Genomic DNA, 25,685 nt, shown 5'->3' on the forward strand with positions numbered 1-25,685 from the left:
ATCACATCGATCTCTCTTAGTAACAGTGTCTGCCTCTTGCTAAAGCCAGGCTAGTTCTTGCTCTCAAGCTCCGGCTCTTGGTGAGCTGCTGTTCTATCTTGGTAACACAGTCTTCCTCTTGCTAAAGTCAGAATTGCCCTTGCTTTCAAGCTCCCGTTCTTGGGGAGCTGCTGCTCTCTCTTGCTAAAGCTAGGATTGCCCTTGCTTTCAAGCTCCGGCTCTTGGTGAGCTGCTGCTCTCTCTTGCTAACACGGTCTTCCTCTTGCTAAAGCCAGGATTGCCCTTGCTCTCAAGCTCCCGTTCTTGGTGAGTGGCTCTTTTTATCGCGCGCGGTGGGGCTTTTAGCTTCAAATTCCAATGCAGTTAATAAAAATGACCATTTTTATTCCTTTTTTCACTTGACCTATCTTGGTTTGCTGCGCGCGAGCTTGGTAAAGTCTTCGCACCTCTTGATGAGAGCAGGTGGCTCTTGGTATTTGTGGGGCCAATCGCAGCGGCTCTTTTTTCTTGGTTTCTCCTAACAGTTCTTGCTGTCGTTTCAATTGCTCTTGCTATTTGGATCTGGTTCTTGCTTAATCCAGGAACTCTCTTGGTTCCCCACTCCGTCTCTTGCTCTCACATCGATCTCTCTTGTTAACACAGCCCCCTATCTTGATTAAGCCAGGACGCTCTTGCTACTTCCGCTTTTTCCCTTGGTAAGATGATCTTTCTCTTGCTGCTTCCCCGATCCCCGTTGCTAACAGCACCTACCTCTTGCTAATAAGAGGTAAGCTCTTGCTTCAAAGCTCTTCCTTTCAATCCCTTCCTTCCAAGCTTTATCATCTACCAATGACAATATTTTTTCACTTCCCTCCCCCTGCCATATCAGCTTTTCCAACGAATTCCGACATGATTTTTAATTCAATTTCACTTAAAAGTGATCCTAGCCCACCCCGTGTTCGTTACCTTGGTATAACAAACAATGAGGAGTGTTATTCATGAATAAATCAAATTCACATATGAAAAAGGCAGCTGTAGCGATTCCACTTTCTGTTTCTCTCGTAATGGCTCCTACGATTTCAGCTTTTGCTCATGACCATGCAAGTTCGGAAAGTAATCCTAAGATGGAAACGATGGCAAGTGTATCAACACCTGCATCAGATCTCAGAGCCACATTAGATCAATACTTATCGGAGCATGCTTTTCTAGCAGCGTTTACGATGCAAAAAGGGATTGACGGTGCTGAAGATTTTGAGGCATCGGCTGAAGCACTTAATGGAAACACAGAAGATTTAACTGCAGCGATTGCGTCAGTTTATGGCGATGAAGCAGGAGAAGCGTTTGATAAGATGTGGAATGACCACATTGGTTATTTCGTTGATTATGTAAATGCAACGGCTGAAGGCGATGAAGCCGGTAAAGAGGAAGCTATAAGTCAATTAGATAATTATCGCGCTGACTTTTCTGAATTTCTTGAAGGGGCAACGGATGGCCGTCTTGATGCTAATGAACTCGCTGAAGGTCTTCAAGAACACGTTCACCAATTAATCTGGGCTTTTGACAGCTATGTAGATGAAGATTATGATGCGGCATATGACAACCTACGTGAAGCAACACACCATATGTACGGAGTAGGTAAAGGTCTTTCTGGAGCAATCACAGATCAGTTCCCTGAGGACTTTGATGAAACTACACCGGATACTCCTGCAGCAGATCTTCGTGCTGATTTAAACCACTTGTTCTCTGAACACGCAGGTCTAGCGGCATTTGTTATGCAAAAAGGAATTGATGGTGCTGATGACTTTGATCAAGCAGCAGCAGCGCTAGATGAGAATACAAATGAATTATCAGCAGCAATCGCTTCTGTTTATGGCGATGAAGCTGGGGACGCATTTAAAGATATGTGGAATGACCACATTGGCTACTTTGTTGATTATGTAACAGCCACTGCTGAAGAAGATGAAGCAGGACGTGAAGAAGCAATTGCCAACCTAGATAACTATCGTGCTGATTTTTCTCAGTTCTTAGATGATGCAACAGATGGTCGTCTAGATGCTACTGAACTTGCTGACGGACTTCAAATGCACGTTAATCAGTTAGTAGAAGCATTTGATAGTTATAATGCTGGTGAATTTGAAACAGCATACGACCAGCTTCGTGAAGCATATGGTCATATGTTCGGTGTAGGTGAAGGAGTTTCTGGAGCAGTTGTTGACCAATTCCCAGAGAACTTTGAAGCAATGCCTTCAGATATGCCGAAAACTGGTTTTGGTGGATCTGAAAATCCTGGATTCTCTATTCAAATGTTCAGCTTATTAGCAGCATTCCTACTTGCAGGATCTGGACTATATGTTCTACGCCGCAAGCAGAACGCATAATTACCTTTTTATGAACCAATGAGGTTTCAATATCTCATTGGTTTTTTCTATGTTTATTGGATTCTATAATAGGTAATGACTAGTACTATCTTGCATAGAGGAGTGAACTGTCTATCATGTCGAGTCAAAAAGATATTCAAAGCAAGCAGGAACAAATGAAGCAAAAACCTGCCGAAACGCAATCTGTTCAACCTGGTATAGAAAGTGAGATGACTCCTGAACCCTTATATGACGATCCAACTTACACAGGAAGTGCAAAGCTTAAAGGAAAAACCGCTTTGATTACGGGTGGAGATAGTGGAATTGGACGGGCTGTTGCCATTCTATTTGCTAAAGAAGGTGCAAATGTAAGTATTGTTTATTTAAATGAACATGAGGATGCTGAAAAAACAAAGCAACTTGTTGAAGCAAAAGGTGTCTCTTGTATGCTTCTGAGTGGTGATGTTGGCGATGAAACGTTTTGCCAAGACGCAGTACAAAAAACCGTCAAAGCTTATGGGACGTTGGATATTCTAGTGAATAATGCAGCCGAGCAACATTACCAAGAAAAAATTGAAGATATCTCCTCTTCCCAGCTCCACCGAACCTTTCAAACGAATATCTACTCTTATTTTTATTTTATTCAGGCTGCGATGCCCCATCTTAAACAAGGCAGTTCCATTATTAATTCTGCATCTATTGTTGCGTACAAAGGGAATCCAGTATTAATGGATTATGCGGCAACAAAAGGTGCGATTGTTGCTCTAACGAGATCACTTGCTACAAACCTTGTTGAAAAAGGCATTCGTGTAAATGGTGTTGCTCCTGGTCCAATCTGGACTCCACTTATTCCCGCGTCATTCCCTGCTGCAGACGTCGCTCAATTCGGAGATCAATCTCCGATGAAACGAGCAGGACAGCCTGCAGAGCTTGCTCCGGCTTATGTCTATCTAGCTTCTGATGACTCTTCCTATGTCTCAGGTCAAATGATGCATGTTAATGGTGGAAGTGTTGTAAACGGATAACTTTATTAGAAAGTACCGATCGTACTCTTATGTGATTGGTACTTTTTTTTTGCATTCATCAATTTCCGATAAAACAAAAAGGAACCACAGTGCACTCCTACGAGCTACTGTGGTTCCTTTATATGTTACTTTACTTAATCTTGATCTTCAGCTTGATCCGTTCCTTCTTCTTGTGAGTCAAAGAACCTGAATAAATCTCCGTATATAATACGATCTGAGTGTTCAAGATCATTTATGCCTTTTTCAACATGAGGTTCGCACACTTCTTCTTCAATTTCTTCGCCCTCTTTGTCATAGCACGTATTGTTTGTATAAACGATATCGTCAGTTATTACACTACCGTTTCGTAGCACGGCCATTGAATCATTTTCTGGTGAAAATAAATCTGTTCCAAAATGGATATCGTTACGTGTACTATGACCCAACAAATGCATTAATGTTGGTTTAACATCAATCTGTCCTCCAACTGTACTAATGGTTTCACTCTTATCATGCCCAGGAATGTGAACAATCATTGGTACACGTTGCAGCTGAACCGTATCAAAAGGTGTAATTTCATCTTTATCAAGATACTGGCTCATCGCTTTATTATGGTTCTCAGAAATCCCATAGTGATCACCGTACAAGACAAAGATCGTATCTTCATACATACCTGATTCCTTCATCTCTTCAAAGAATCGCTCTACCGCATGATCCATATACCGAACTGTAGGGAAGAATCGATTTAGGGTTCCACTATTTGAATCGTACTCGTCAATCATTTTATCTTCTTCGCCTAGTTCAAAAGGAAAATGGTTCGTTAACGTAATGAATTTTGTATAGAAAGGCTCAGGCTGCGACTGTAATAAGTCAATCGACTGCTCAAAGAAATCAACATCCTTTAGCCCCCAACCAACAGAATTTTCTTCATTCACATCATAACTACCTACATCAAAAAATTGATCATAGCCAAGTGATTGGTACATGATATCACGATTCCAAAAACTCTTATTGTTAGCGTGCATGACTGAGGTATACATTCCCTCATTACTCAAAAACTCAGGCAGTGCATTGTATTCATTTCCACCATGCGTAAAGAAGACTGAACCACTATCACGACCAAACATCGAGTTATCAACAATAAACTCTGAATCTGATGTTTTTCCTTGTGCTGTTTGATGATAGAAGTTTTCAAAATAATAACTATCCTCAATTAACTCGTTAAGAAACGGTGTGACCTCTTCACCATTAACTGTATTGTTGATGACAAATGATTGGATAGATTCAAGTGAAATCATTACAACATTTTTATCTTCAGCAATACCAAATAGTTCCGGATCCGGTTCCTTGTGATTAGCTTGTGCGTAATTCTTAACTTCTACGATATCAGAGCTATCAGCAAATACGCGTTGCGCACGAGATTGAGATTGAATATAACCATCATACACATGATAGTTCATCAACCCGATGTTTTTAACAAGAAGCTCACGGTCAAACGATCTAGACAACAGCTGTGGGCGTTCTGCTTGTGCAATGGAAAGATTCGCTAGAAAAAGAACAACTGCTAGCGACATGAGAATAACAGGCTCTCTCTTCAAACGATTAACCGCTGGAACTCTTTTAGTAGCAATTAAAACGGATAGTAACAGTATATCCGCAAATAGAAGCAAATCAGCATAATGAGTTAAACCAACAATACTAGTACCTAAATCATTCAAATTACTTGTTTGAAATAGTACTGGCAACGTAAGAAAATCAGTGAAAAATCGGTAATAAAGTAGATTGAAATACAATACTAGAGTTGCGATAAAGCTAAATGCAACAATCATTATATTCCTAAGCCTATGCTTAAACATCAATGCAATCGCAAAAAACAATACCGCTGAGCTTAATGGGTTAATGATCAGAAGAAACTCTTGCAACATATTGTCTGAGGAAATGTTGAATCCAACTTTATAAAGAATATACGATTTTATAGTTAACAAAAGAACGGCCAACCAATATAACTTTAGTCGACTTATAGCAGACTTTATTTTTTCCATAATACTTGGTGCTCCTCTCTTTCATTTCAAGAAATTAGCGTTTTCAAATTTAATCTTATCTTTAACTCTTATCAAACACTTTTTGTACCCTATTCCACAAAAAAAAGAGTTTAAACGCATGGATTTTACACCCAAGAAGCGATTATACCAAAAATCAAGCTTAAACTAAACTACTTTTTTTCAGTAGAATCCATTGACGTACATCGCTCTGTGTAAACATACTGTTAAGAAGTATACGGTATAACCTCAACAAAAGTTACGATTATGTAAAAATAAATAAGAATACGTTAAAAATAAAAAAACCATCAGAACATTCATTCTGATGGTACGACTTGCTTCGAGTTAATTAGACAGATCTGGCGGTGTAAAACCAATGCTAGCCATAGCTTGTGCCATTGTTCCAAACGTTGTAAGTTTCATGAAGTTTGTATGTAGACGATTAATCTTCATCGCTAAATCAGGTCGGATTCCTGTGAAAATAGCTTTTACTCCGATAAGCCTAAGCATCTGAGCCATTCGCAAAAAATGTTCCCCAAGATCTTCATCTATACTCAGAATACCCGAGACGTCTACTAACAAATAGTCTAAGTTTAATTCATTACTTTTAACCATAATTTTATCTAGGATGGAGTCCATTCGTTGGGACGTAATTTCTCCTACCACCGGTATGATTCCAATTCCCTTTGCGATTGGTACAAGTGGTGCCGCTAAATCAGATAATTGCTGATACGCGTGATCTAAATCTAAGACATATGAAAGTAAAGAAGCCAATGTTCTAAATAACTCAATATCATCATCAGAAAAGTCTATTTCCTGATCATCAAGCCCACAAATCGTTCCATATATATTGCCACAGGCTGTGTAGATTGGGATCCCTATGAAACTTCCTCCACCAAGATTTTGAGCTTGGTTCTAACCCACACGCATTCAAATCTTCATTAATACTTGGGATGACTAGAACCCTCTTGCCAAAGTCAACGCTCAGCTTACAAAAGGTTTGGTTATAATCCAGCTCATCCCCTTCATTTAATAAGACACGATCTTTATTTATTGCATGCATAATACGGTTTGTCTTTAAATCATTCTTGGCAATAAATAAGGTATTGATATTAATTTGATGACTAAGCAACAGCAGAACCTGCTCTGCTACTTCTTCAAAATCTGAAAAGCTCTTCAGATTAAGTTTCCTTGCTTCTTTTTGCATTTGTACAACCATGTTATTTATAACCTCCAAACGATTACGATATATTAACAGAAAATATTTAGTATTTATCTAGTATTCAAGTCCTACTTTATACTTTTTTTGTGTAGATGGAAAGTCTATTACCATATTAAATCGGATTACACCCATGATAGATGCAGAGTTTTTGAAAGAATGGTACGATAATGGCGTTTTAAACTATAAAGGAGGTTGCGGCATGCCAATACGTTTAGGAACCATTGGGACAAATTTTATTACAGAACGATTTTTAGATGCCATTTCCAAAATAGCTGATTATGAACTTTCAGCTATTTATTCAAGAACGAATGACCGAGCAGAACAATTTGCACAAGCTCATGGGGCGAAGCACACATACACATCATTAGATGACCTTGCTACTAGCGATTATGTCGATGCGGTTTACATCGCTAGCCCAACTTCATTTCATGCAGAACAAACCGAATTGATGCTTAAGCACGGGAAACACGTAATTGTTGAAAAACCCGCTGCATCAAGCTACAAAGAATGGGAAAGCATGTCTGAACTCGCCCACGCGAACCAAGTCGTGCTCATGGAAGCCATGAAAACAACACAACTTCCAAACTTCTCAATTCTTAAACAGTCTCTAAACAAACTTGGCCCGATTCGCTCAGGCTTCGCAAATTACTGTCAATACTCTTCACGTTATGATGCATTTAAGAATGGACAAGTATTAAATGCCTTTAAGCCAGAGTACTCAAACGGTTCTTTAATGGATATAGGTGTGTATGGAATTTACCCAGTTATCGCCCTCTTTGGACGTCCTGATGAAGTAAAAGCTCAGGGTCACATGCTTGAATCAGGCGTAGACGGTGCAGGGAGCCTCTTGCTTAAATATAAGGAATCTCAAATAATCATTAACCATTCAAAAATCACTAATTCCAAGCTTCCATCTGAAATCCAAGGTGAACATGGCAATGTCGTCATCGAAAACTGGAATGACTTTCACACCTTGACTTTATATGATAGGAACCAAGCCACTCAAACCACCATCTCTACGGACAAGCATAATAACCCAATGTATTATGAGGCTGTTGAGTTCGCTTCATTAATAAAAGAACAGAAATTAGAATCCGTGGATAACAGCCACAAAAACACAGCGATCACATTACAAGTTTTAGACGAAGCTCGCCGACAAATTGGTCTCGTCTTTCCTAACGATTAATACGAGTACGTCCCCTGAAATGTGGGTATAGAATGAATAACACATTTTAGAAAGGGAGCGAACATATGTCTACCTTTAAGCGTGAATCGTATTATGTCACATTAGATATGGCTTTAATGTCCATCACTAAAACCAAAACACCTGATAACACAATCCAATATCAGATCTACGCTACAACAAAAGAAAAAGATCAGCTCGCCGCATTACTCGAACGAGTTAAATCCGAAGACTTTGAACAACAACAAATATTACAAAATCCTTTTGATGAAGGAAAAGCAGATCAGGAGAAAAATCAAACTCAAGGCGACCTTAAAGAGGTGTACCAGATGATTTATGATCTCGGTACGCTCGAAACAAAAGAAATCGTCGCAGACATAATGCCATAAGAGAAAAAGAGGCGAGATGGACATGTTAGGTTGTCCCTCTCGCCTTTCTTATTGTGGATGGGCTTGTATTGAGAGCGTTTCTCTGACTGGGGAGGAATGGGGTCTTGGTAGATGGCGATCGGTCTTGGTATAGGGCACTCGAGCTTGGTATGGTGCGCTCGGGCTTGGTATACACCCACTCTGTCTTGATTAAACGGCGTTCTTTCTTGCTTTCTCTCCTTACCTCTTGCTTAACTCACATTCCGCCTTGCTATCAAGGCATGGTTCTTGCTACACAACCGATCCGTCTTGATTATACGGAATTCTTTCTTGCTATCACTTCTCGCATCTTGCATTAGCCGCGCTTCGTCTTGCTTTCCACGCGATGTTCTTGCTAAGTCCCCTCTCCTTCTTGGTTGGACGCGGGGTTCTTGCTTTCACTGCCTGACTCTTGCTAGCAGAGGTGGGGTCTTGGTATGGAGCTTGAGTTCTTGTTTTACACCCACCCTGTCTTGATTAACCGCCCTTTTCCCTTGGCTCCCCTTAAGATTCCGCTTATACCCTCACTTTATTTTTGTAAAATAAGCGCAGCGGCACCGAGTAATCCGGCATCCTGGTTTAGACCTGCTGGGACGATTTCGATTTTTCTTCCTGCTGAACTTATTGCGTATTTCTCTACATAGGCTTTGACTCCAGCAAATAAAGGCTCGCCGACTTTAGTTACGCCTCCACCAAGTATGATTTTTTCGGGTTCGAGTAGGTTGATTAAAGTTACGCATCCAACTCCGATTTTTTCATAGACTGTGTTCACTAATTCTTTTAATTCTTCATTTCCGTTGTTACTTTCTTTAAATACCTCTTCCGCTGTCATTGATTTGCCTGTTAACGCCTGTGCTTGACGAGCAATTCCAGTTCCAGAGGCAATCCATTCTAGGGTTCCTTTTTGGCCGCAAGCGGATGTTCCATAGGCTGGATCTATAACAACATGTCCAATTTCACCGGCATTTCCGTAAGCTCCTGTCAGTAATCTTCCGTGGCTGTAGATTCCTGCACCTACTCCTGTGCTGATCGTCATAAAAACAAAATGCTCACACTCTTTAGCTGCCCCAAGCCATTTTTCAGCTAATGTGGCTGCATTTGCATCATTTTCTATTACTACCGGACAATTAAAAGCTTCTTCAATCCATTTTCTAACAGGCGCTCCCCACCACGTTCGTAGATTGGGTGGTTCGGTTAAGGTACCTTCTTTTGTATTTAGCGGGCCAGGTGCTCCTATTCCAATGCCTGTTAATTGTTTCTCCTCTACATTATTTTTCGTAAGTAGTTGCTTTACTTCAATGACAACCTCAGCTATTTTTGTTTCTGGCGTCACATCTTTAGGCATTGTTTTGATAACCGACTGTGCAACAATTGTGCCAGTTTCATCTATTAATCCTATTGCTATTTTAGTCCCACCAATGTCAATTCCGATCGCATGTTTTTTCATCATTCTCTCCTTTTTTTCATTCTGAATGTAAGCGTTCACTTAAATAGGTAAACATGATATAGTGGATATATATTTATTTCCTCACTTAATTGTATGTCTCTTTGACACAGCTTGTAAAGATTATTTGAAATCGTTTTCTAATATAGATTTGGAGGTTTGATAAATGGATATGCGCGGACCAATGGGTGGTTTACAGAAGGTTGCAGAGTGGATTACTCGAATGGCTTACCTCAACCTATTATGGCTTGGTTTTACTCTTGCAGGTCTTGTACTATTTACTGTTTTCCCTTCGACATTTGCCATGTTTGCTGTTATAAGAAAATGGATCATGGGTGAAACGGATACTCCAGTCTTTAAGACATTTTTCTCGTATTTCAAAAAAGATTTTGTACGCGGAAATATCATTGGTCTATTTTTATTATTGATTGGTTTTATCCTTTATGTAGATCTTCAGTTCTTACTCACTTTTGGTGGGGAAGGTATTGTTGCTTATTTTTATTATCCCGTACTGATCGTAACCTTAATTGTTGCCTTAGGAACTTTGTTTGTTTTCCCGGTTTATGTTCATTATCAATTAAGCATTAAAAACGTCTTTAAAACCGCCTTTTTCTTAATGGCCGTTAATCCTTTATTATCTATTGTTCTACTCGTTGCATTAGGAACATCTGGATATGCGATGATATCATTTCCAGCAACGATTATCTTCTTTGGAGCAAGTGTACCTGCTTATATCATTATGAGAATTTCATACGCCGTTATTCAAATGGCGCTTATGAAACAGCAGGCTCGTGAAGAAAAAGCAGCTACTCAAAAAACAACCTCTCATGTGTCAGGCATGTAAGGTTGTTTTTTTAGTTCGGGTCCTAATACCCATCAATATCCACTATATGTATTTAAATGATCCTAACTACTCATTTTGGGATATTTTTTGTAATTTCGAAACTTTTTCTAGTGAAGTTGGGTATATACATACTAGAAAGATAACAATTTAAGGGAGGAATTACTTATGAACGAACCACAAAGCGTACAGACCGATTCAAAGAAAGATGCACAAGATAATAAGTTATTTGCAATCGTAGCTTATATTCCCATCTTATTCTTAATCCCACTACTCGCAGCAAAGGAATCTCCATTCGCACGTTATCATGCTAATCAAGGCGCATTAGTAACAATCATTTGGGCAGCGGGTTATCTTATTACAAGTATTGTTCCAGGTTTATTAAACATTTTGCTTGGTCCTATCTTTGGTCTACTTATGCTCGCTATATTCATTATTGGGGTTTTAAATGTATCTAAAGGCGAAATGAAGCCACTACCAATTATCGGTGAAACAAAATTAATTAAATAACGTTGTTACAAAAGACTATCTCTATTATGAGGTAGTCTTTTTTCTTCTCCTCTAATCCCCATAACCCATATTGGTTTACATACAATTTCTCAGGGTATATATTAAACCGTGCATAACTTGTTTCATATAGAATGGAGGAATTATATATATGGCTCAGACGACTACTTCAGCTATCCCACAAAACTGGGATCAGCGTTCTACAACTGTTAAGGGCCCGATTAAACCAATTCAAAAACCATATGTAATGATTGGTCTTTTAGGTATCATTGCGTTGTTTACCGCAACTGTTATTGTGGCTGATTGGGTACAGGGGTTTCTCTTTATCATTGGAATTGCCTTAGGAATGGCTTTATTATATGCGCGTTTTGGTTTTACTTCTGCATTTCGTAGACTTGTTTCAGTAGGGAATGTGCAGGGATTACAAGCACATATGCTTATGCTTGCTGCAGCGACAACTTTATTTGCTCTTATTTTTGCTACTGGTTTTAGTTTTACCGGGACAGATCCAACCGGATATGTATCACCCGTTGGTGTGAGTGTGTTAGTTGGGGCATTTATGTTTGGTATTGGTATGCAGCTAGGTAGTGGATGTGCTTCTGGAACTCTATATTCTGTTGGCGGGGGTTCATCCTCTATGATTCTGACACTATTCTTCTTTATTGTCGGTTCAGTGGCTGGTGCTTATCATATTGCTTTTTGGCAAGGAACTCCGCAAATGGAGCCATTCTCGCTTGCTGAATCTACTGGATTTGGATATTTCGGTGGATGGGCGCTTCAAATGGCACTCTTTGCAGCGATCTATTTTGGAACTGTTTTATTTGCTAAGTGGAAAAACCCTCCGATGATGAAACCATTATCTACAACAAGTGGGTTTAAGAAAATAGTACGCGGTTCGTGGCCATTGTTCTCAGCTGCCATTATTCTTGCTGTGTTAAATGCTTTAGTTCTTGCGGTGCGTGGAACTCCTTGGGGCATTACATCAGCATTCGCTTTATGGGGCGGAAAGTTCCTTGATTTTATTGGTATTGATGTTGCTTCATGGGAATATTTCACTGGCGCAAATGCCGAGGCATTATCAAGCTCGGTGTTAGCTGATTCAACAAGTGTACTTAACTTTGGGATTATCCTAGGTGCTTTTGTCTCCGCTTCGCTGCAAGGTACCTTTAATCCTAAACGAGTGAAACCAGGTGTTGCTGGCGCTTCTATTATCGGTGGTTTATTAATGGGGTACGGAGCCCGTTTAGCATACGGATGTAATATTGGTGCGTATTTCGGAGGGATTGCCTCATTTAGTCTACACGGTTGGGTGTGGGCTGTGATGGCGATACTCGGAACAGGTCTTGCCTTATTCATCCGACCATTATTTGGCTTGGCTAATCCAAAACCAAAAGATTCTTTATGCTAAATGAATTAAAACGGTGAGCTAAGAATGACTAAAAGCTCACCGTTTTTTTGTGTTATCATATACTCTAACCACAGCACATGGTATAGACAACTAGATAATAAAAAAAGGAGTGATCATATGTTACGTTTTCTGCAACGGATTGGACGAGCTCTTATGCTTCCGATTGCTGTTCTACCTGCCGCGGGTTTATTGCTGCGCCTTGGTGAGGAAGACCTTTTTAACATTGCCTTTATGAATGCTGCAGGAGCTGCGATTTTTGATAATCTTGCATTAATCTTTGCGATTGGTGTGGCCATTGGTTTCTCAAAAGATGGTCATGGTTCTGCTGCTTTATCAGGAGCTATCGCGTTTTTTGTTCTTTCAAATGGCACACAAGCGATTGATCCGGACCTTGATATGTCTATTTTAGGTGGAATTATTTCAGGAATTATTGCCGGGTTAGTTTATAATCGGTTTCATCAGGTTCAATTACCTAGCTTGGCTCGGTTTTTTTAGTGGGAAACGACTAGTTCCAATCATTACTGCTTTTTCAATGCTCTTATTAGCTGGCTTTTTTGGTGTAGTTTGGCCATTTGTTCAAGAAGGCATCGACTCACTTGGGCAATGGATTGTTGGTGCAGGTACAATTGGTGTTGGTATATTTGGTTTCTTAAACAGGTTACTTTTGCCACTTGGTCTCCACCATGTGTTAAACAGTCTCGTGTGGTTTGTATTTGGCGATTATAATGGTAGCACAGGGGATTTGAATCGCTTTTTTGCAGGTGATCCTACTGCAGGCGGATTTATGGCGGGCTTTTTCCCGATTATGATGTTTGGACTACCTGCTGCTTGTTTGGCTATGATTCTAGCATCTAAAAGTGAGCGGAGAAAAGAAGTCGCTGGCCTATTAGGCGGTTTGGCTCTTACATCCTTTCTTACAGGAATTACTGAGCCACTTGAATTTACCTTTATGTTTTTAGCTCCTGCACTCTATGTTGTACATGCCTTATTAACCGCTTCCTCGATGATGATTGTAAGTGAATTAGGTATTCTTCATGGATTTACTTTTTCAGCTTGGAGCTATTGATTATGTTTTAAATCGAGGTATTGCCACCAAGCCAGGTCTGTTGCTTGTTGTTGGATTCGGTTATAGCATTGTCTATTTTCTAGTATTCTATTTTCTCATCCGAACTTTTAACATTAAAACCCCGGGTCGTGAGGATGATGAGCCTGCAAAAATAGACACTCAACAAGCATCTGGTCCAGAGAGGTATGCCGAATTAGCTCCTCAATATTTAGAGGCTTTAGGTGGGAAAGATAATATCCACGCTCTTAATAACTGTGTAACGCGCTTAAGAATAGAAGTAAAACAAACGACAAAAATCGATGAAACAAAAATGAAAGAACTCGGAGCCAAAGCCGTCATCAAATTAAGTGATAAAGATGTCCAGGTGATCATCGGAACGGATGTAGAGTTTTTAGCTGACAAAATGCGTTCCCTTCTATAATCATTTAAAAAAACAGCTTCCCTAAAATCGGAAGCTTGGTCATTTTTATTTCATTCACGTATGTTGCACTTGCCTTCTTCTCAAATAAAGAGCTACACCTGCAAGTGTTAAGCCACCACCCATTAATGCTAAAAGTGGATTGTTTGTGCTTGTATCTGGTAATGCTCCGCCTTCCTCTTCTAATGGTGTAGCATTTTCCAGAACATCTTCAGGAACATGGATCGGATCTACACCATTAAAATTATGAACGGTCATGTCGATCGATTGGGTCGTATTACTACTCTCACCATCTACCTCAATATCCATATCAGTATACATCGTTAACTCTGTCATATAGTGAGTGTCTTTGTCGATTGTCATTTCGTAGTTCATTTCATTGTACGTAATCTGACCCAGTAACTCATCCATCATCATAGCGTCATCATCACCCATGGACATGCTCATCCATTCTGATCGCTTCTTCTAAAGCTTCTCCATCGCCATCGTACGTTAGTATGTAAGCGTCATCTGTCTCTTCCACACTCATGTCTTCTCCAAATGCTTCGGCCTGTTCAACTTGATCCCCTGCCATAGCCATTTGCATGAGTTCATCCAAACCATCAGAGAGCTCCTCTGGAAGCTTGATCCATTCTCCCTCTTCTGACTCCTGATAGAAACCATCTTCTGTCCAATAGGATTCTAATGTTGTCTCTTCCTCACCAGGAATAGCTGTAGTTACAACCTGATGCATCGCAAACGGATCTAACGTCACATCCTCTTTTGACGTTGTTTTGATGGTGAGATCTTCACCTTCGACACCCGGCATGGTCATCTCCATAACCGTTTCACTTGAGTAGCTATCTAGCTCAAGCATCGCCTGATTAGACTTTTCAAGAATATCTACTGCACTTACATCCTCATCTGCAAAAGCCTGTGACGGTAAAGCAACTGTTACAAGAGTGATTAGACAAAGTGGTGTAATCGTCTTTCTCAACATATAAAAACCCCTTCTCATTTTATTGAGAGATAAGTATGTTAGATTATTTAGTATGTAATAAGCAGTTTCAAATTTATTGAATATGTTACTTGTCCCTCCTAAATTGTCTACCCAAGGAATTATTCTATTAAACCGCTTTCTTTTATATTTTTACCTATTTCTTCATGTGGTAAAATTAATTTGATAACAAAGGGGTGACTAATATGTATAGGATTCAACCTGTAGCAAACGGTCAAGACATGGCCTCGTTTATTTTTGAATGTAATCAACAGCTTAACAAACATATTGGATATGCTGGTACTGACTTTGAAGAGATCAAACAGACGATCTTAGAGGATTTTTCTGACCTGCCTATTAATCAATCTGCAGTCTGTGCTTATGAAAATCAAAAAATGATTGCACTACTCGCCTTTGATGTAGATAAAGAAGAACGTTCCGTGGAAGTTTGGGGTCCATTTCTTACAGACACGGCGATGGATGATGTACCAATTAAACTTTGGACTGCTCTAAAAGAGCTTATCTCGTTTAATATAAGAACCTATTCGTTTTTCGCAAATGTACATAATCATCAGGCGGTTCATTTTGCTAAAAAGCTTGGAGCAAAAGAAACGGGTAATCATCATGTTCTGAGAATAGATCGATCAACCTATCAACCGATACCTCTTCATAATGCCATTAAGCCTTGTGGGCAAGAGGATGTTGAAGCCTTTTCTCTGTTACATACCACTCACTTTCCTAATACATATATGTCTTCTGAGCAAATTCTTAACTCTATCGATCGGCATCACAAACTATTTGTTTTTAAAGAGGAGACTGTAAAAGGATATATATATGTCGAGGCTGATCCTGCCCAAGGTGAGAGCGATATTCATTTTTTTGCTGTCGATCAGTCAGCTAGAGGCGTTGGTATTGGGTTTCATTTGCTTCACTCAGCGATTACCTTTCTGTTTTCATTTTCCTCTATCAAGTCAATTTCACTTTGTGTTTCCGCTTCATCAATGCCTGCTATTCGGCTGTATAAAAGAGCACAATTCAAAGAAATATACGAGTTAACCTCTCAAGTTCTATACAGTAAGGAGAATAACGAATGAGTTCACCCATTCGAATCAGTACGCAAACAGCTAGACGCTTCCTGATTACTGCACTTGGTTTAGATTCTATGAACGAAAAAAATTCGACGGAACAGACGTGGAGACAGCTTGGAGCGATTCAACTTGATCCTGTAGCTACTGTTGAACGGAATCACCACCTTGTTTTGATGGGTAGAGTACCAGATTATCAAAAAGGCAGCTTCAGTCAACTGCTCGAGGCTGGTCTCGCATTTGAATATTGGGCAAATGAAGCGTGTATTTTGCCAATTGAAGACTACCCTCTTTTTGAATATCAGAGAAAACATCGCCAAGAATCCTTTAAGTCTGAGTTATCACGTTATGCTGCCACTGTCACTCATGTGAAGCACGTACTACATGAACAAGGTCCACTCAGCTCAAGAGACTTTGCCTCTACAAGCAAGGTCTATGGGGGCTGGATTTGGATAAGGCAACCACAAAGGAATCCTCTCATGTTCTCTCCCTTTTACATAGAACTGGTGACATTCAAGTTGTGAAACGAGAAGGTGCAACTAGATACTTTGATTTAACTGAGAAAGTAATCCCGCAAGAGTTGCTACTTCGCGCTTCTGATATTAGCCCAACTGAAGCAAGTCATCTATTGTTACAAAAATATTATCGGAGCTATCGCCTGTTTAGTGCGAATGATGCTCGATATGGATGGCAAAAGTTTAAAGCAGCAGACAGACGTAGTATTCATCAAAACATGATTAATAATGGCCATATTGTGCCAGTTGAGATCGAAGGCGTAGACAGAACATACGCGGTACTAGCCGAGGATGTTGAATTATTAAAGAATGACTTGAGTAGCTCACCGACTAATTATGTTCAATTTCTTCCTCCACTCGATAACTTATTGTGGAGCAGAGATCGCTTAGTTGATATCTTCTCCTTTTATTATCGATGGGAAATCTACATTCCAAAAGAAAAAAGACAATTTGGAGCATATGGTATGCCAATACTCGATCAAGATCAATTAATTGGCAAAATGGACCCCTTGTTTGATCGACAAAATGGTACTCTCATCGTGCAGAATCTAACGGTAGATCCAGGGTTTAAGCAGACAAAAAGTCGATTAAAACGAATTGAAAAAGGACTCATTTTATTAGCAAAACAAATTGGTGCGGATAAGGTTCAATGGGACGATAAGTAAAAAAGCTCGGCATCCTAGATGGATGCTGAGCTTTTTCATGCTATGAAGAGACTGGTTCAAACTGCTGTTCAACCATTTCGCGATAAACAGCATGAGTTTGGATTAATTCTTCATGTGTTCCAATACCAGTTGCCTGGCCTTGTTCTAATACGATTAGTCGATCGGCATGACGAACCGTCGATAATCTATGCGCAATAACCAATGTTGTTCTTCCATTCATTAATCCCTGCAACGCTTCCTGCACTAAGCTTTCAGATGTGCTATCAAGATGGGCAGTCGCCTCATCCAAAAGCAAAAGTTCTGGATCTCGAATAATCGCTCTCGCAATCGCTAATCGTTGACGTTGACCACCAGACACCTTCACACCCCGCTCACCAACCTGCGTATCATATCGATCAGGTAAGCCATTTATAAATTCGCGTAGGTTAGCTTGATCTACTGCCAGATCTATCTGTGAATCAGTTACTCCCTCAAGACCATACGTTAAATTATCTCGGATGGTACCAACCATCATTGGACTTTCCTGCGAAACATAGGCAATCTTATTGCGCCATTCTCTTAATTGAAAGTCAGTTAGCTTATTTCCCTCAAATAAAATGCTTCCACCGGTTGGCTGGTAGAAACGTTCGATAAGCGAAAAGATCGTCGTTTTTCCTGCCCCACTTGGACCAACAAATGCCGTTACCTTTCCTTTATCTACTGTGAAGGACAGATCATTTAAAATTTGTTTGTCCTCGGAATAACCAAATGTAATGCGATTAAAAACAAGCCCTTCCTGTCTCTCGTTGTTTGCAAGTGTTGAATGCTCAAGGTCTTCTTCAACCTTTTCATCCATAATCTCGCGAATACGTTCTGTTGCTCCCATTGCCTTTTGTGATTGGGTGAAAAATGTGGCCATTTGGCTAAATGGCACGATAATTTGGAACATATATAAGATAATCGCTACTAGCGACCCTGCGCTTAGTGTGCCCTCTGACACACGAAATCCACCGTACCCAATTAAGAAAACAAGCATGACTAAGTTCACCGTCATCATTAATGGCGTGACAAACGCATTGATTTTTGCTTCTCTCAAACCAAATCGAAATAACTTTGTAATTCTAGTCATTCCTTGCTCTTCTTCTTTAGGTTCAGCAAGAGAAGACTTTACTAGTCGGATATCTGATAAGACACGGCCTAGATCGCCTTGAAATTGCGCCGTCTCATCTTGAGTGGCTTTGGATACCTTATACATTTTTCGACCAAGCGGCATTAAAATGGCAAAGGCCACTGGAATAATAACAAGCATCATTAATGTAATTTTCCAATCAATAATAACCAAAAGAATAACTGAACCAATGATTGAAATGAGTCCTGAGAAAAAAGGAATAATCTGCATCACCACAAATTCTTTGATGACATTTGTGTCATTGGTGATCCGGCTCATTGTTTCTCCAGAGTTCCGTTTATCAAAAAATGGGATCGGCAGCTTCACTACATGCTTCCAAAGATCCTCTCTCAACTTAGCAATCATATGCTGACCAACACGTGTCATCATGTAGATCGAGAAACCAGACATAACGGCTTGAGCCAAAAATACACCAACCAGGCCAACAACTAAGCCCGTTGATATCGTAGTAACAGATAAAACATCAACTAACTGCATCGTCAAAAGTGGAACCAGTAGGGAAAGAATCGTTTCTCCAAGTCCTAGTACAAGTGCTCCACTCATTAACCATAAGGATGGTCTATATTTCATTAATAACTGCCAGAATTCTCTCCACTTAGGTGGTTGATTTGGTATCTGTTTTGCTTCCTTCATTCTTTTGCATCTCCTTTTGCATCTCGTTTAAATACGTCTCTAATTCTGTACTGACCTCATCCATAAGAAAAGGTGGAACATCTTTTATTCTATCTGCATGTCTTTCAAGCTCTTCTATCATCACTGGCGTAAATAATGATTCGATCGATTTAGAAAGAGCCATTACCTTAATTTGTGCTTCTGCACTTGATGAGGCGTCACTCTTCATAATGTTCGTAAGTTCTGATAGCAGCATCCAATATTTTTTTTGAGTCACCAAGGAAAATAACACATCAACAACTTCTTTAGATAAAAAGGAGGATAACCATTGTTTTTTCTCTTCTCCTTGCTGAAATGTATGAATAAACGAAAGGATCAACTGAGGGTCTGATTCACCCTCATCACTTAGCACGGATTCAACCGTTTCTAATGAATCAATAACCTTCTGTAAATTCTTTTGCTTTTCAACAAGCATACGTTTTTGAAATGAAATTGTTTCAATTAAATTAAGTTCAGGATTATGAAGGAATTCTGCAATTTGATCTAATGAATAATCTAGATATTTAAACGTAATGATCTTTTGATATAGAAAAAGGTCCTGCTTACTATAAAGTCGGTGTCCCTTTTCATTAAACGAAGATGGTACCAGGCAGTTTTTTCTTATGGTAAAATCTCAAGGTTCTCACGGTGGTCCCCGTCAATTTCGCAAATTCTCCAATGGTATATACATGCTCCATGTTGCTTGCTCCTTTCCCCTAAATAGAGTATATCCCCTGACGTTACGTCATGCACAAGAGGGGATTTTAATTTTTTCTCATTCTAATTTTACGGAATTTTACATTCTATATATATTGAATATAATTTTGGCTTTAGGTATACTGAAACAAACAATGGAAGATAAAGGAGACAAATAGATGAAGATATTAGATTATTCGAATCCAAATCGAGAGAGCTATCAGGTGTCATTTCAGCATTCCTTGCTGTGGGAATGTGCTCTAGGCATAGCTGCTATTACACACGAGAAACTTAAAGATACGCTGTCGGAAGAGGAGTTTTTTGCCCCGGTTCGAGATGGAGTTATTTCCTCCGACCTCAAAACGGAACTAGAAACCGTTCACACTCACAACACTTGGAAAGCATTGCTTCAGCTTCTTCATCATTTTGAGGATCATTCTTTAGACGGTTTTCAAACGTTCATTCACTCATTAGATCCAGTGGAAATGAGACATCACTGCCTGCCATATTTAAATCAAATACTAGAACCCATTTTGGCTCAAGCTGCAAAAGGAGACTCCGACGCCATCAATGAATATGCAGATGCCGGTCAACATATTGTCTTTTTGCCTGACTACATCCGCTTTATTTGTACAACTGACATTCCTTCTTTTAAAACCCATTTAATCGCTGTTATGACAGGCTGGTTTGAACAAGTTATGTCAGAAAAACAAGAAGAACTCGACCACATGTTAATTCGAGACATCTCGATGAAACAAGACAAGCAAAAAACATATAGCCATGCAGAATCCTTCGTGGAGTTTGTCACAGACGGCATTGATTATCAACCTGAACCATCTGTAACAGATGTCATTCTCATCCCTCATTATTCATATCGACCATGGACCATTGTTGCGGACTTAAAAGGAACAAAAGTTTTCTATTATCCCATTGCCAATGCTAGTATCCATCCAGGTGATCCTCTTATTCCAGATCGAATGCTTGCTCTTTCCTACAAAGCACTTGGAGATGAAGCAAGACTAAAAATGGTCAAACTTCTTTTTACCGGACCAAAAAGCTTACAGGAACTAGCTGCCACACTAGATATGCCAAAATCAACTCTGCATCACCATCTCACACAGCTACGATCAGCCAAACTCGTCTCGACAAATAAGTCAATCTATAGCTTAAATGAGTCAAAGCTTCAGCAATTAGGACAAGGACTTACTGACTATCTAGCAAATTAAAAAGGGAGGTTAAGGAATGACCGAGGTTGCTTATACATTACGTAAAAACCATGCATTTTACTGGCTTATGGGAGGAAACTTGGTCTCTTTTGCAGGGGCTCAAGTTTATTTAATTGCCCTTCCTCTCGTCGTTTTAGCACTAACGGGTTCTACCATCGCAATGGGTACAGTTGCAGCACTAGGTCACGCAACTGTTTGGCTACAACCACTGCTTGGGCCAGTTGTCGATCGATATTCAAGAAAAACATTGCTGCTTCTCTGTGATTTTGTACGAGCCTTTGTCTTACTAGTTTTGAGTGGGCTATATTTAGTCGACGAACTTCATATAATTTATCTCTTTATCGCCGCTCTCATCATTGGCACTTGTACTCAACTTTATAACACCGCACAATTTGCTGTCATTCCTTCGATCGTAAAAAAAGATGATCTCCAACTTGCCAACACAATAGAATCAAGCATGTTTCACACCCTATTTTGGTCGGGCCAACACTTGGCGGACTTTTAATTGCTTTCATTCACCCAGGTGTTGGACTCATAGCAAATAGTATTGGATTTTTTGTTGCTTTTATAGCTGTCCTGTTTATCCAAGTTCCCGTACATAAAGAGTCAATCAAAAAACGGAACGGCGGATTTTTTCGTGATGTCGCTGAAGGTTTTCATTTTATTTATCAGAAGAAAATTCTCCTTTTAACCAATTTAAGTAGTGCCCTCATTAGTTTTGGCATTACCATTTCTCTCACTCTATTAATCTTCCACCTTCAAGCAACAATCGGACTAACCGCGATAGAGATTGGCTGGCTCCTATCTATTGGTGGGGCCGCAGCGATTGCTTGGTTCGTTTTTATCTGTATTTATTAGAAAAGTTGCGAGTCAGCGGAGTATTCTTTTTTGGGGTTATCTAGGTGGCGGCCTTTCACTGATCTGGCTTGGACTTGCCCAATCCTATACAGCGTTGCTCATTGCTAATGCAATTGGGACCTTTTGTGCAGCCAGCTTTAACCCCGTCATCAAAACATTGAGACAAAAAATAACCCCGGAGCATATGCTTGGCAGAGTACAAGCCAGCAGTCGATTTATCACCATGGCTTTAATTCCACTAGCCGCTTTGGTTGCGGGTCTACTAGGCGATATGATTGGCACACACCTCACAATAGCAATTGGCGGGATCTTGGCAAGTGGCTCCATTCTCATTTTCCTTCATGCGGAAATGATGGAGTTAGGGTGACGAGGGCGAGAGTGAGGACGGGGATGCGGGTTAGCATGACCGCTTGGGTGCTCTCCAAGATATAGCTCGAGGCAGCAAGACCTTTTGGGCCCTCTCCAAGATGTAGCGCGGGACAGCAAGACCTTTTGGGCCCTCTCCAAGATCGAGTGCGTGACACCAAGAACAAAGAACGATCGGCTCCTCTCCAAGATGTAGCGCGTGATTCCAAGAACGATCGGCTCTTCTCCAAGATCGAGCGCGGGACAGCAAGACCGATCAGCTTCTCTCCAAGATGCAGCGCGGGACACCAAGACCGATCAGCTTCTCTCCAAGATGCAGCTCATGATACCAAGACCGATCGGCTCCTCTCCAAGATCAAGTGCGGGTTACCAAGACCTTTTGAGTCCTCTCCAAGACCTAGCGCGGGATACCAAGACGGATCGCCTACTCTCCAAGATTAAGTGCGGGTTACCAAGACCTTTTGAGTCCTCTCCAAGATCCAGCGCATGATACCAAGACCGTTCACCTCTTCTCCAAGATCCGGCGCTTGATACCAAGACCGTTCACCTCCTATCCAAGATCCGGTGCGGGATACCAAGACCGTTCACCTCCTATCCAAGATCCGGTGCGGGATAACAAGACCGATCAGCTCCTCTCCAATACCTTCTCTTCTTTCAGCAAGAGGACTGCCTTATCAGCAAGAACACCACACCTTTTCCCTGCTATGTATTTCTGAATTGAAACAAAAAAGCCGATCCCAGTGGGATCGGCTTTTTTGATGACTTAAATTTATCGACCTAGGATTTCTTTGAAATTACGGATGCTAATTTCCACACTTTCTAGTGCAGGTCTTTGGCATACGTCTTGCTCCACGATGAAGCGTTTGGCTCCGGCTTCCTCTACTGCTGCTGCGATAGCTTTAATGTCCAGTACACCTTCTCCAACTTCAGCAAAGGTCTTTTCGGGACTTGTCACTAAATCTTTAATGTGAGCTAGTGGTAGTCTCCCTTTATATTTGGCTGCATAGTCGACTGCAGAAATTCCTGCAAATTCAGCCCAATAGGTATCTAATTCAACTTGAACAAATTCTGGATTTGTATTTGAGAAAATCAGATCAAGAGCATATTCTCCGTCATATTTCTCAAATTCAAAATCATGATTGTGATAGCAAAGCTGCATTCCAGCTTCTTTAACCTTCTCACCATAAAGATTTAAACTCTCGGCAAGCTTTAGGTAGTCTTCTTTTGCTGTTCTACGCTCTGGTACAAGATATGGGATGACAATCGTCTCGACACCAAGTTCTTTGTGATACGCAATAATCTCTTCTGCATTGTCTTCTAGTAGTTCAAGACCTACGTGACTAGAGAAAGGTTTTAGGTCAAGATCGTTTAGAAATGATTTTAGCTCTGAAGCTTCGTAGCCACCAAATCCAGCAAATTCAACTCCATCATAACCAAGTTCTTTTACTTTCTTAAGTGTTCCTAGGAAATCTTCCTTTGTTTCATTTCGCAATGTAAATAACTGCAGGGCGATTGGTAGCTTTGCCATATATGTTCATCCTCTCAAGACTAGTTTACTTTTACAAAAGCGCGAGTCTCTGCTGATTCTAGAGCTGCAAGCACTACATTTAATGACTTCATTCCTTCTTCACCACTAATGACAGGTTCTGTACCTTCTATAATTCCATCTAAAAAGGCATCAATCACACCGCTAGAGGATTGGCCCCCTGCATCATTTGTAGCAATGGCTCCAACTTGATAGCGTTCAACTGTACCGTTATTTAAACGCACAACCACTTGCTCATTGGCGTTATCCTTAATTTCAAGCACACCATTTTCACAATAGACGCTCGTTGTGTTGTCCTCACCTTTGTAGTAAGTCCAGCTTGCTGCCATTGTGCCAATTGCTCCACCTTGCATACGCAGTAGGCATGTCGCGTTATCGTCCACATCGCCTTGCTTATCAAGTGTTTCGACAAATGCAGCAACCTCAGAGACCTCTTCATCAAAGAGCCAGCGAATGAGGTCTATTTTGTGTACGCCTAGATCTCCCATTGCTCCAACAAATGCTTTTGATTTATCAAAGAACCAGCTCTCATCACCTTGTACACTCCATGCATCTGGACCACCGTGACCAAAGGTTGTTTTAAATGTAAGGACTTTACCTAAACGACCTGATTGTAGTACTTCCTTTGCTTTCACATGAGGAGGCATCAGTCTTTGGTTGTGACCAATCATTAATTGAACGTTATTTTCTTTGGCAGCTTTAATCATAGCCTTGGCATCATCTAGTGATGTGGCCATTGGTTTTTCACAAAGTACATGTGCACCCGCGTTCGCTGCGGCAATTGATACTTTTGCGTGATCAACGTTTTGTGTGCAGACACTAACAACATCTACCTCTTCATTTGCTAATAGCTCTTCATAGCTTGTATAAGCTTTTCCACCAAATTGTTCTACGTTCGCTTCAGCAAGCTCGATTGTGAAGTCACAAAACGCAACAAATTCAACATCTTCTCTACTTGCATATTCTGGAATATGACGGTATTTGGCGATACTACCGTTACCAATGACAGCTACTTTTAATTTATTCATCACATTTTCCCCTCTCTATAACCGCAATTTCTTTTATAGCCACCACATGTCTGGAACTGGATCTTTGATTAACACTTGCTGTAGATTTGATACGGCACGACTGAACCCTTCATCAATGGACATTAAGCCATCTTCATGTTCAATACTAATCGCCCCATCATACCCAACTGTTCGTAGTGCACTAATAATGTCTGACCAAACCTTTAGGTCATGGCCATATCCTACAGAGCGGAAGATCCATGCGCGATCCTGCATGTTGGCATATGACTGCATATCTAACAAACCATGCATGTTCACATTTTCTTGATCAATGTATGTGTCCTTCGCATGGAAAAAGTGGATTGCATTGCGCTTTCCAAGGATTTTAATCGCAGCTACGGGATCGATCCCTTGCCACCATAGATGACTCGGATCGACGTTTGCGCCAATGACATCACCTACAGCTTCACGAAGCTTTAAAAGGGTTGCTTGGGGTATGTACGAGGAACCCACCATGCAACTCAAGTGCGATTTTCACATTATGATCACTCGCAAATTGCCCTGCTTCTTTCCAATAAGGAATCAGTTTTTCTTCCCACTGCCATTTTAAAATTTCAGCATGCTCATTTGGCCATGGCGCTACCGGCCAGCTTGGTGCTTTAGCTCCTTCATAAGCGCCAGGAGTTCCTGAGAAAGTTGTGACGACCTCAACACCTAGTTTTTCAGCTAATCGAACAGTATCAAGAAAGTCTTGATGGCAACGTTCTGCAAATTCACGATCTGGTGTGATCGGATTACCGTGGCAGCTTAAGCTACTGATCGTTAAACCTCTGCTCTCAACAGCGTGCTGAAAAGCCTTCAACTTCGACTCATCAGCTAATAATTCCGAAGGGTTACAATGAGCATTTCCAGGGTAACCACCCGTTCCAATCTCAACTGTTTCTAACCCCAGGCTCTTGATATGATCTAGCATTTCTTCTAACGGTTTATCCGCAAACAATACGGCAAAAACTCCAAGTTTCATATAAACTCCTCCTAAAATAGTAATTTC

Annotated in this window: 25 protein-coding genes and 3 pseudogenes; 15 read left to right on the top strand and 13 right to left on the bottom strand. The window is 40.5% G+C overall.

Annotated features, from left to right (window positions below; translation table 11 throughout):
* The first annotated feature begins 977 nt into the window (after positions 1–977).
* Entirely contained in the window at positions 978–2,357 is a 1,380-nt protein-coding gene (locus NDM98_RS17515) for a copper amine oxidase (RefSeq protein ID WP_251610452.1), read from the top strand.
* 116 nt (positions 2,358–2,473) lie between these two features.
* Entirely contained in the window at positions 2,474–3,361 is an 888-nt protein-coding gene (locus NDM98_RS17520; RefSeq protein ID WP_251610454.1) for an SDR family oxidoreductase, read from the top strand.
* A 134-nt stretch (positions 3,362–3,495) separates the two neighbouring features.
* On the opposite strand, the gene NDM98_RS17525 is transcribed toward NDM98_RS17520, so the two are convergent.
* From NDM98_RS17525 to NDM98_RS17535, 3 genes are all read right to left on the bottom strand, one after another.
* Entirely contained in the window at positions 3,496–5,382 is a 1,887-nt protein-coding gene (locus NDM98_RS17525) for an LTA synthase family protein (protein WP_251610456.1), read from the bottom strand.
* 342 nt (positions 5,383–5,724) lie between these two features.
* On the bottom strand, positions 5,725–6,261 hold the full coding sequence (locus NDM98_RS17530; protein WP_373370427.1) for an STAS domain-containing protein: 537 nt from the start codon (positions 6,259–6,261) through the stop codon (positions 5,725–5,727).
* Entirely contained in the window at positions 6,203–6,598 is a 396-nt protein-coding gene (locus tag NDM98_RS17535) for a hypothetical protein (RefSeq protein WP_251610460.1), read from the bottom strand. The genes NDM98_RS17530 and NDM98_RS17535 overlap by 59 nt, the downstream gene beginning before the upstream one ends.
* Positions 6,599–6,800: 202 nt before the next feature.
* Between NDM98_RS17535 and NDM98_RS17540 the strand changes: the two genes are divergently transcribed.
* Together NDM98_RS17540 and NDM98_RS17545 are read left to right on the top strand one after the other, a co-directional pair.
* Entirely contained in the window at positions 6,801–7,787 is a 987-nt protein-coding gene (locus NDM98_RS17540) for a Gfo/Idh/MocA family protein (RefSeq protein ID WP_251610462.1), read from the top strand.
* Between the two features lie 65 nt (positions 7,788–7,852).
* A complete protein-coding gene (locus NDM98_RS17545; RefSeq protein ID WP_251610464.1) occupies positions 7,853–8,173 on the top strand; it encodes a hypothetical protein in 321 nt (106 codons plus the stop codon).
* A gap of 547 nt (positions 8,174–8,720) precedes the next feature.
* On the opposite strand, the gene NDM98_RS17550 is transcribed toward NDM98_RS17545, so the two are convergent.
* The gene (locus NDM98_RS17550; protein ID WP_251610466.1) at positions 8,721–9,641 is read right to left on the bottom strand and encodes an ROK family protein; all 921 of its coding nucleotides are present in this window, start codon (positions 9,639–9,641) and stop codon (positions 8,721–8,723) included.
* 160 nt (positions 9,642–9,801) lie between these two features.
* Here NDM98_RS17550 and NDM98_RS17555 point away from each other — a divergent pair, with 160 nt between their 5' ends.
* The 4 genes and pseudogenes from NDM98_RS17555 (at position 9,802) to nagE (ending at position 13,878) form a co-directional block, all read left to right on the top strand.
* Entirely contained in the window at positions 9,802–10,479 is a 678-nt protein-coding gene (locus NDM98_RS17555) for a YesL family protein (RefSeq protein ID WP_251610468.1), read from the top strand.
* 165 nt (positions 10,480–10,644) lie between these two features.
* Complete coding sequence (locus tag NDM98_RS17560) at positions 10,645–10,986, top strand: magnetosome magnetite crystal formation protein family (protein ID WP_251610470.1); 342 nt, start codon at positions 10,645–10,647, stop codon at positions 10,984–10,986.
* Between the two features lie 148 nt (positions 10,987–11,134).
* Positions 11,135–12,391, top strand: a complete 1,257-nt coding sequence (locus tag NDM98_RS17565; protein ID WP_251610472.1) for a YeeE/YedE family protein — start codon at positions 11,135–11,137, stop codon at positions 12,389–12,391.
* A gap of 117 nt (positions 12,392–12,508) precedes the next feature.
* A pseudogene (gene nagE, locus NDM98_RS17570) lies at positions 12,509–13,878 on the top strand (N-acetylglucosamine-specific PTS transporter subunit IIBC).
* 54 nt (positions 13,879–13,932) lie between these two features.
* On the opposite strand, the gene NDM98_RS17575 reads toward nagE, so the two are convergent.
* A complete protein-coding gene (locus NDM98_RS17575) occupies positions 13,933–14,310 on the bottom strand; it encodes an LPXTG cell wall anchor domain-containing protein (protein ID WP_251610473.1) in 378 nt (125 codons plus the stop codon).
* On the bottom strand, positions 14,303–14,854 hold the full coding sequence (locus NDM98_RS17580; RefSeq protein ID WP_251610475.1) for a DUF6612 family protein: 552 nt from the start codon (positions 14,852–14,854) through the stop codon (positions 14,303–14,305). The genes NDM98_RS17575 and NDM98_RS17580 overlap by 8 nt, the downstream gene beginning before the upstream one ends.
* Positions 14,855–15,057: 203 nt before the next feature.
* Between NDM98_RS17580 and NDM98_RS17585 the strand changes: the two genes are divergently transcribed.
* From NDM98_RS17585 to NDM98_RS17595, 3 genes are read left to right on the top strand one after another with little or no spacing between them, the layout of a single operon-like run.
* The gene (locus NDM98_RS17585; protein ID WP_251610476.1) at positions 15,058–15,945 is read left to right on the top strand and encodes a GNAT family N-acetyltransferase; all 888 of its coding nucleotides are present in this window, start codon (positions 15,058–15,060) and stop codon (positions 15,943–15,945) included.
* On the top strand, positions 15,942–16,460 hold the full coding sequence (locus tag NDM98_RS17590; protein ID WP_251610477.1) for a DNA glycosylase AlkZ-like family protein: 519 nt from the start codon (positions 15,942–15,944) through the stop codon (positions 16,458–16,460). Before NDM98_RS17585 ends, NDM98_RS17590 begins: the two co-directional genes overlap by 4 nt.
* The gene (locus NDM98_RS17595; RefSeq protein WP_251610478.1) at positions 16,385–17,116 is read left to right on the top strand and encodes a DNA glycosylase AlkZ-like family protein; all 732 of its coding nucleotides are present in this window, start codon (positions 16,385–16,387) and stop codon (positions 17,114–17,116) included. Before NDM98_RS17590 ends, NDM98_RS17595 begins: the two co-directional genes overlap by 76 nt.
* 40 nt (positions 17,117–17,156) lie before the next feature.
* Here the strand turns inward: NDM98_RS17595 and NDM98_RS17600 are convergent, their stop codons facing one another.
* The 4 genes and pseudogenes from NDM98_RS17600 to NDM98_RS24730 form a co-directional block, all read right to left on the bottom strand.
* Entirely contained in the window at positions 17,157–18,917 is a 1,761-nt protein-coding gene (locus tag NDM98_RS17600) for an ABC transporter ATP-binding protein (RefSeq protein ID WP_251610479.1), read from the bottom strand.
* The gene (locus tag NDM98_RS17605) at positions 18,880–19,371 is read right to left on the bottom strand and encodes a hypothetical protein (RefSeq protein WP_251610480.1); all 492 of its coding nucleotides are present in this window, start codon (positions 19,369–19,371) and stop codon (positions 18,880–18,882) included. The genes NDM98_RS17600 and NDM98_RS17605 overlap by 38 nt, the downstream gene beginning before the upstream one ends.
* A gap of 57 nt (positions 19,372–19,428) precedes the next feature.
* Positions 19,429–19,560: pseudogene (locus NDM98_RS24725) on the bottom strand (MerR family transcriptional regulator); the annotation flags it as partial.
* Positions 19,526–19,633, bottom strand: a complete 108-nt coding sequence (locus tag NDM98_RS24730) for a MerR family DNA-binding transcriptional regulator (RefSeq protein WP_373370423.1) — start codon at positions 19,631–19,633, stop codon at positions 19,526–19,528. The pseudogene NDM98_RS24725 and the gene NDM98_RS24730, both read right to left, overlap by 35 nt.
* 177 nt (positions 19,634–19,810) lie before the next feature.
* Between NDM98_RS24730 and NDM98_RS17610 the strand changes: the two genes are divergently transcribed.
* Genes NDM98_RS17610 through NDM98_RS17625 form a run of 4 tightly spaced genes read left to right on the top strand, consistent with a single transcriptional unit; the run spans position 19,811 to position 22,082 of the window.
* Complete coding sequence (locus tag NDM98_RS17610; protein WP_251610481.1) at positions 19,811–20,857, top strand: ArsR/SmtB family transcription factor; 1,047 nt, start codon at positions 19,811–19,813, stop codon at positions 20,855–20,857.
* Between the two features lie 16 nt (positions 20,858–20,873).
* Entirely contained in the window at positions 20,874–21,362 is a 489-nt protein-coding gene (locus tag NDM98_RS17615; protein WP_251610482.1) for an MFS transporter, read from the top strand.
* Positions 21,332–21,715 (top strand): MFS transporter, encoded by a 384-nt coding sequence (locus NDM98_RS17620; protein WP_251610484.1) that lies wholly within the window; start codon positions 21,332–21,334, stop codon positions 21,713–21,715. The genes NDM98_RS17615 and NDM98_RS17620 overlap by 31 nt, the downstream gene beginning before the upstream one ends.
* Positions 21,684–22,082, top strand: coding sequence for an MFS transporter (locus NDM98_RS17625; RefSeq protein WP_251610486.1), 399 nt, complete (start codon positions 21,684–21,686; stop codon positions 22,080–22,082). Before NDM98_RS17620 ends, NDM98_RS17625 begins: the two co-directional genes overlap by 32 nt.
* 768 nt (positions 22,083–22,850) lie before the next feature.
* Here the strand turns inward: NDM98_RS17625 and NDM98_RS17630 are convergent.
* From NDM98_RS17630 to NDM98_RS17640, 3 genes and pseudogenes are all read right to left on the bottom strand, one after another.
* On the bottom strand, positions 22,851–23,609 hold the full coding sequence (locus tag NDM98_RS17630) for a sugar phosphate isomerase/epimerase family protein (RefSeq protein ID WP_251610488.1): 759 nt from the start codon (positions 23,607–23,609) through the stop codon (positions 22,851–22,853).
* A gap of 20 nt (positions 23,610–23,629) precedes the next feature.
* Positions 23,630–24,655 (bottom strand): Gfo/Idh/MocA family protein, encoded by a 1,026-nt coding sequence (locus tag NDM98_RS17635; RefSeq protein ID WP_251610495.1) that lies wholly within the window; start codon positions 24,653–24,655, stop codon positions 23,630–23,632.
* A gap of 33 nt (positions 24,656–24,688) precedes the next feature.
* Positions 24,689–25,658: pseudogene (locus NDM98_RS17640) on the bottom strand (sugar phosphate isomerase/epimerase family protein).
* Positions 25,659–25,685: the final 27 nt, after the last annotated feature.

Origin of the sequence: Alkalicoccobacillus plakortidis (assembly GCF_023703085.1) — a bacterium.
Taxonomy (GTDB): Bacteria; Bacillota; Bacilli; order Bacillales; family Bacillaceae_D; genus Alkalicoccobacillus; species Alkalicoccobacillus plakortidis.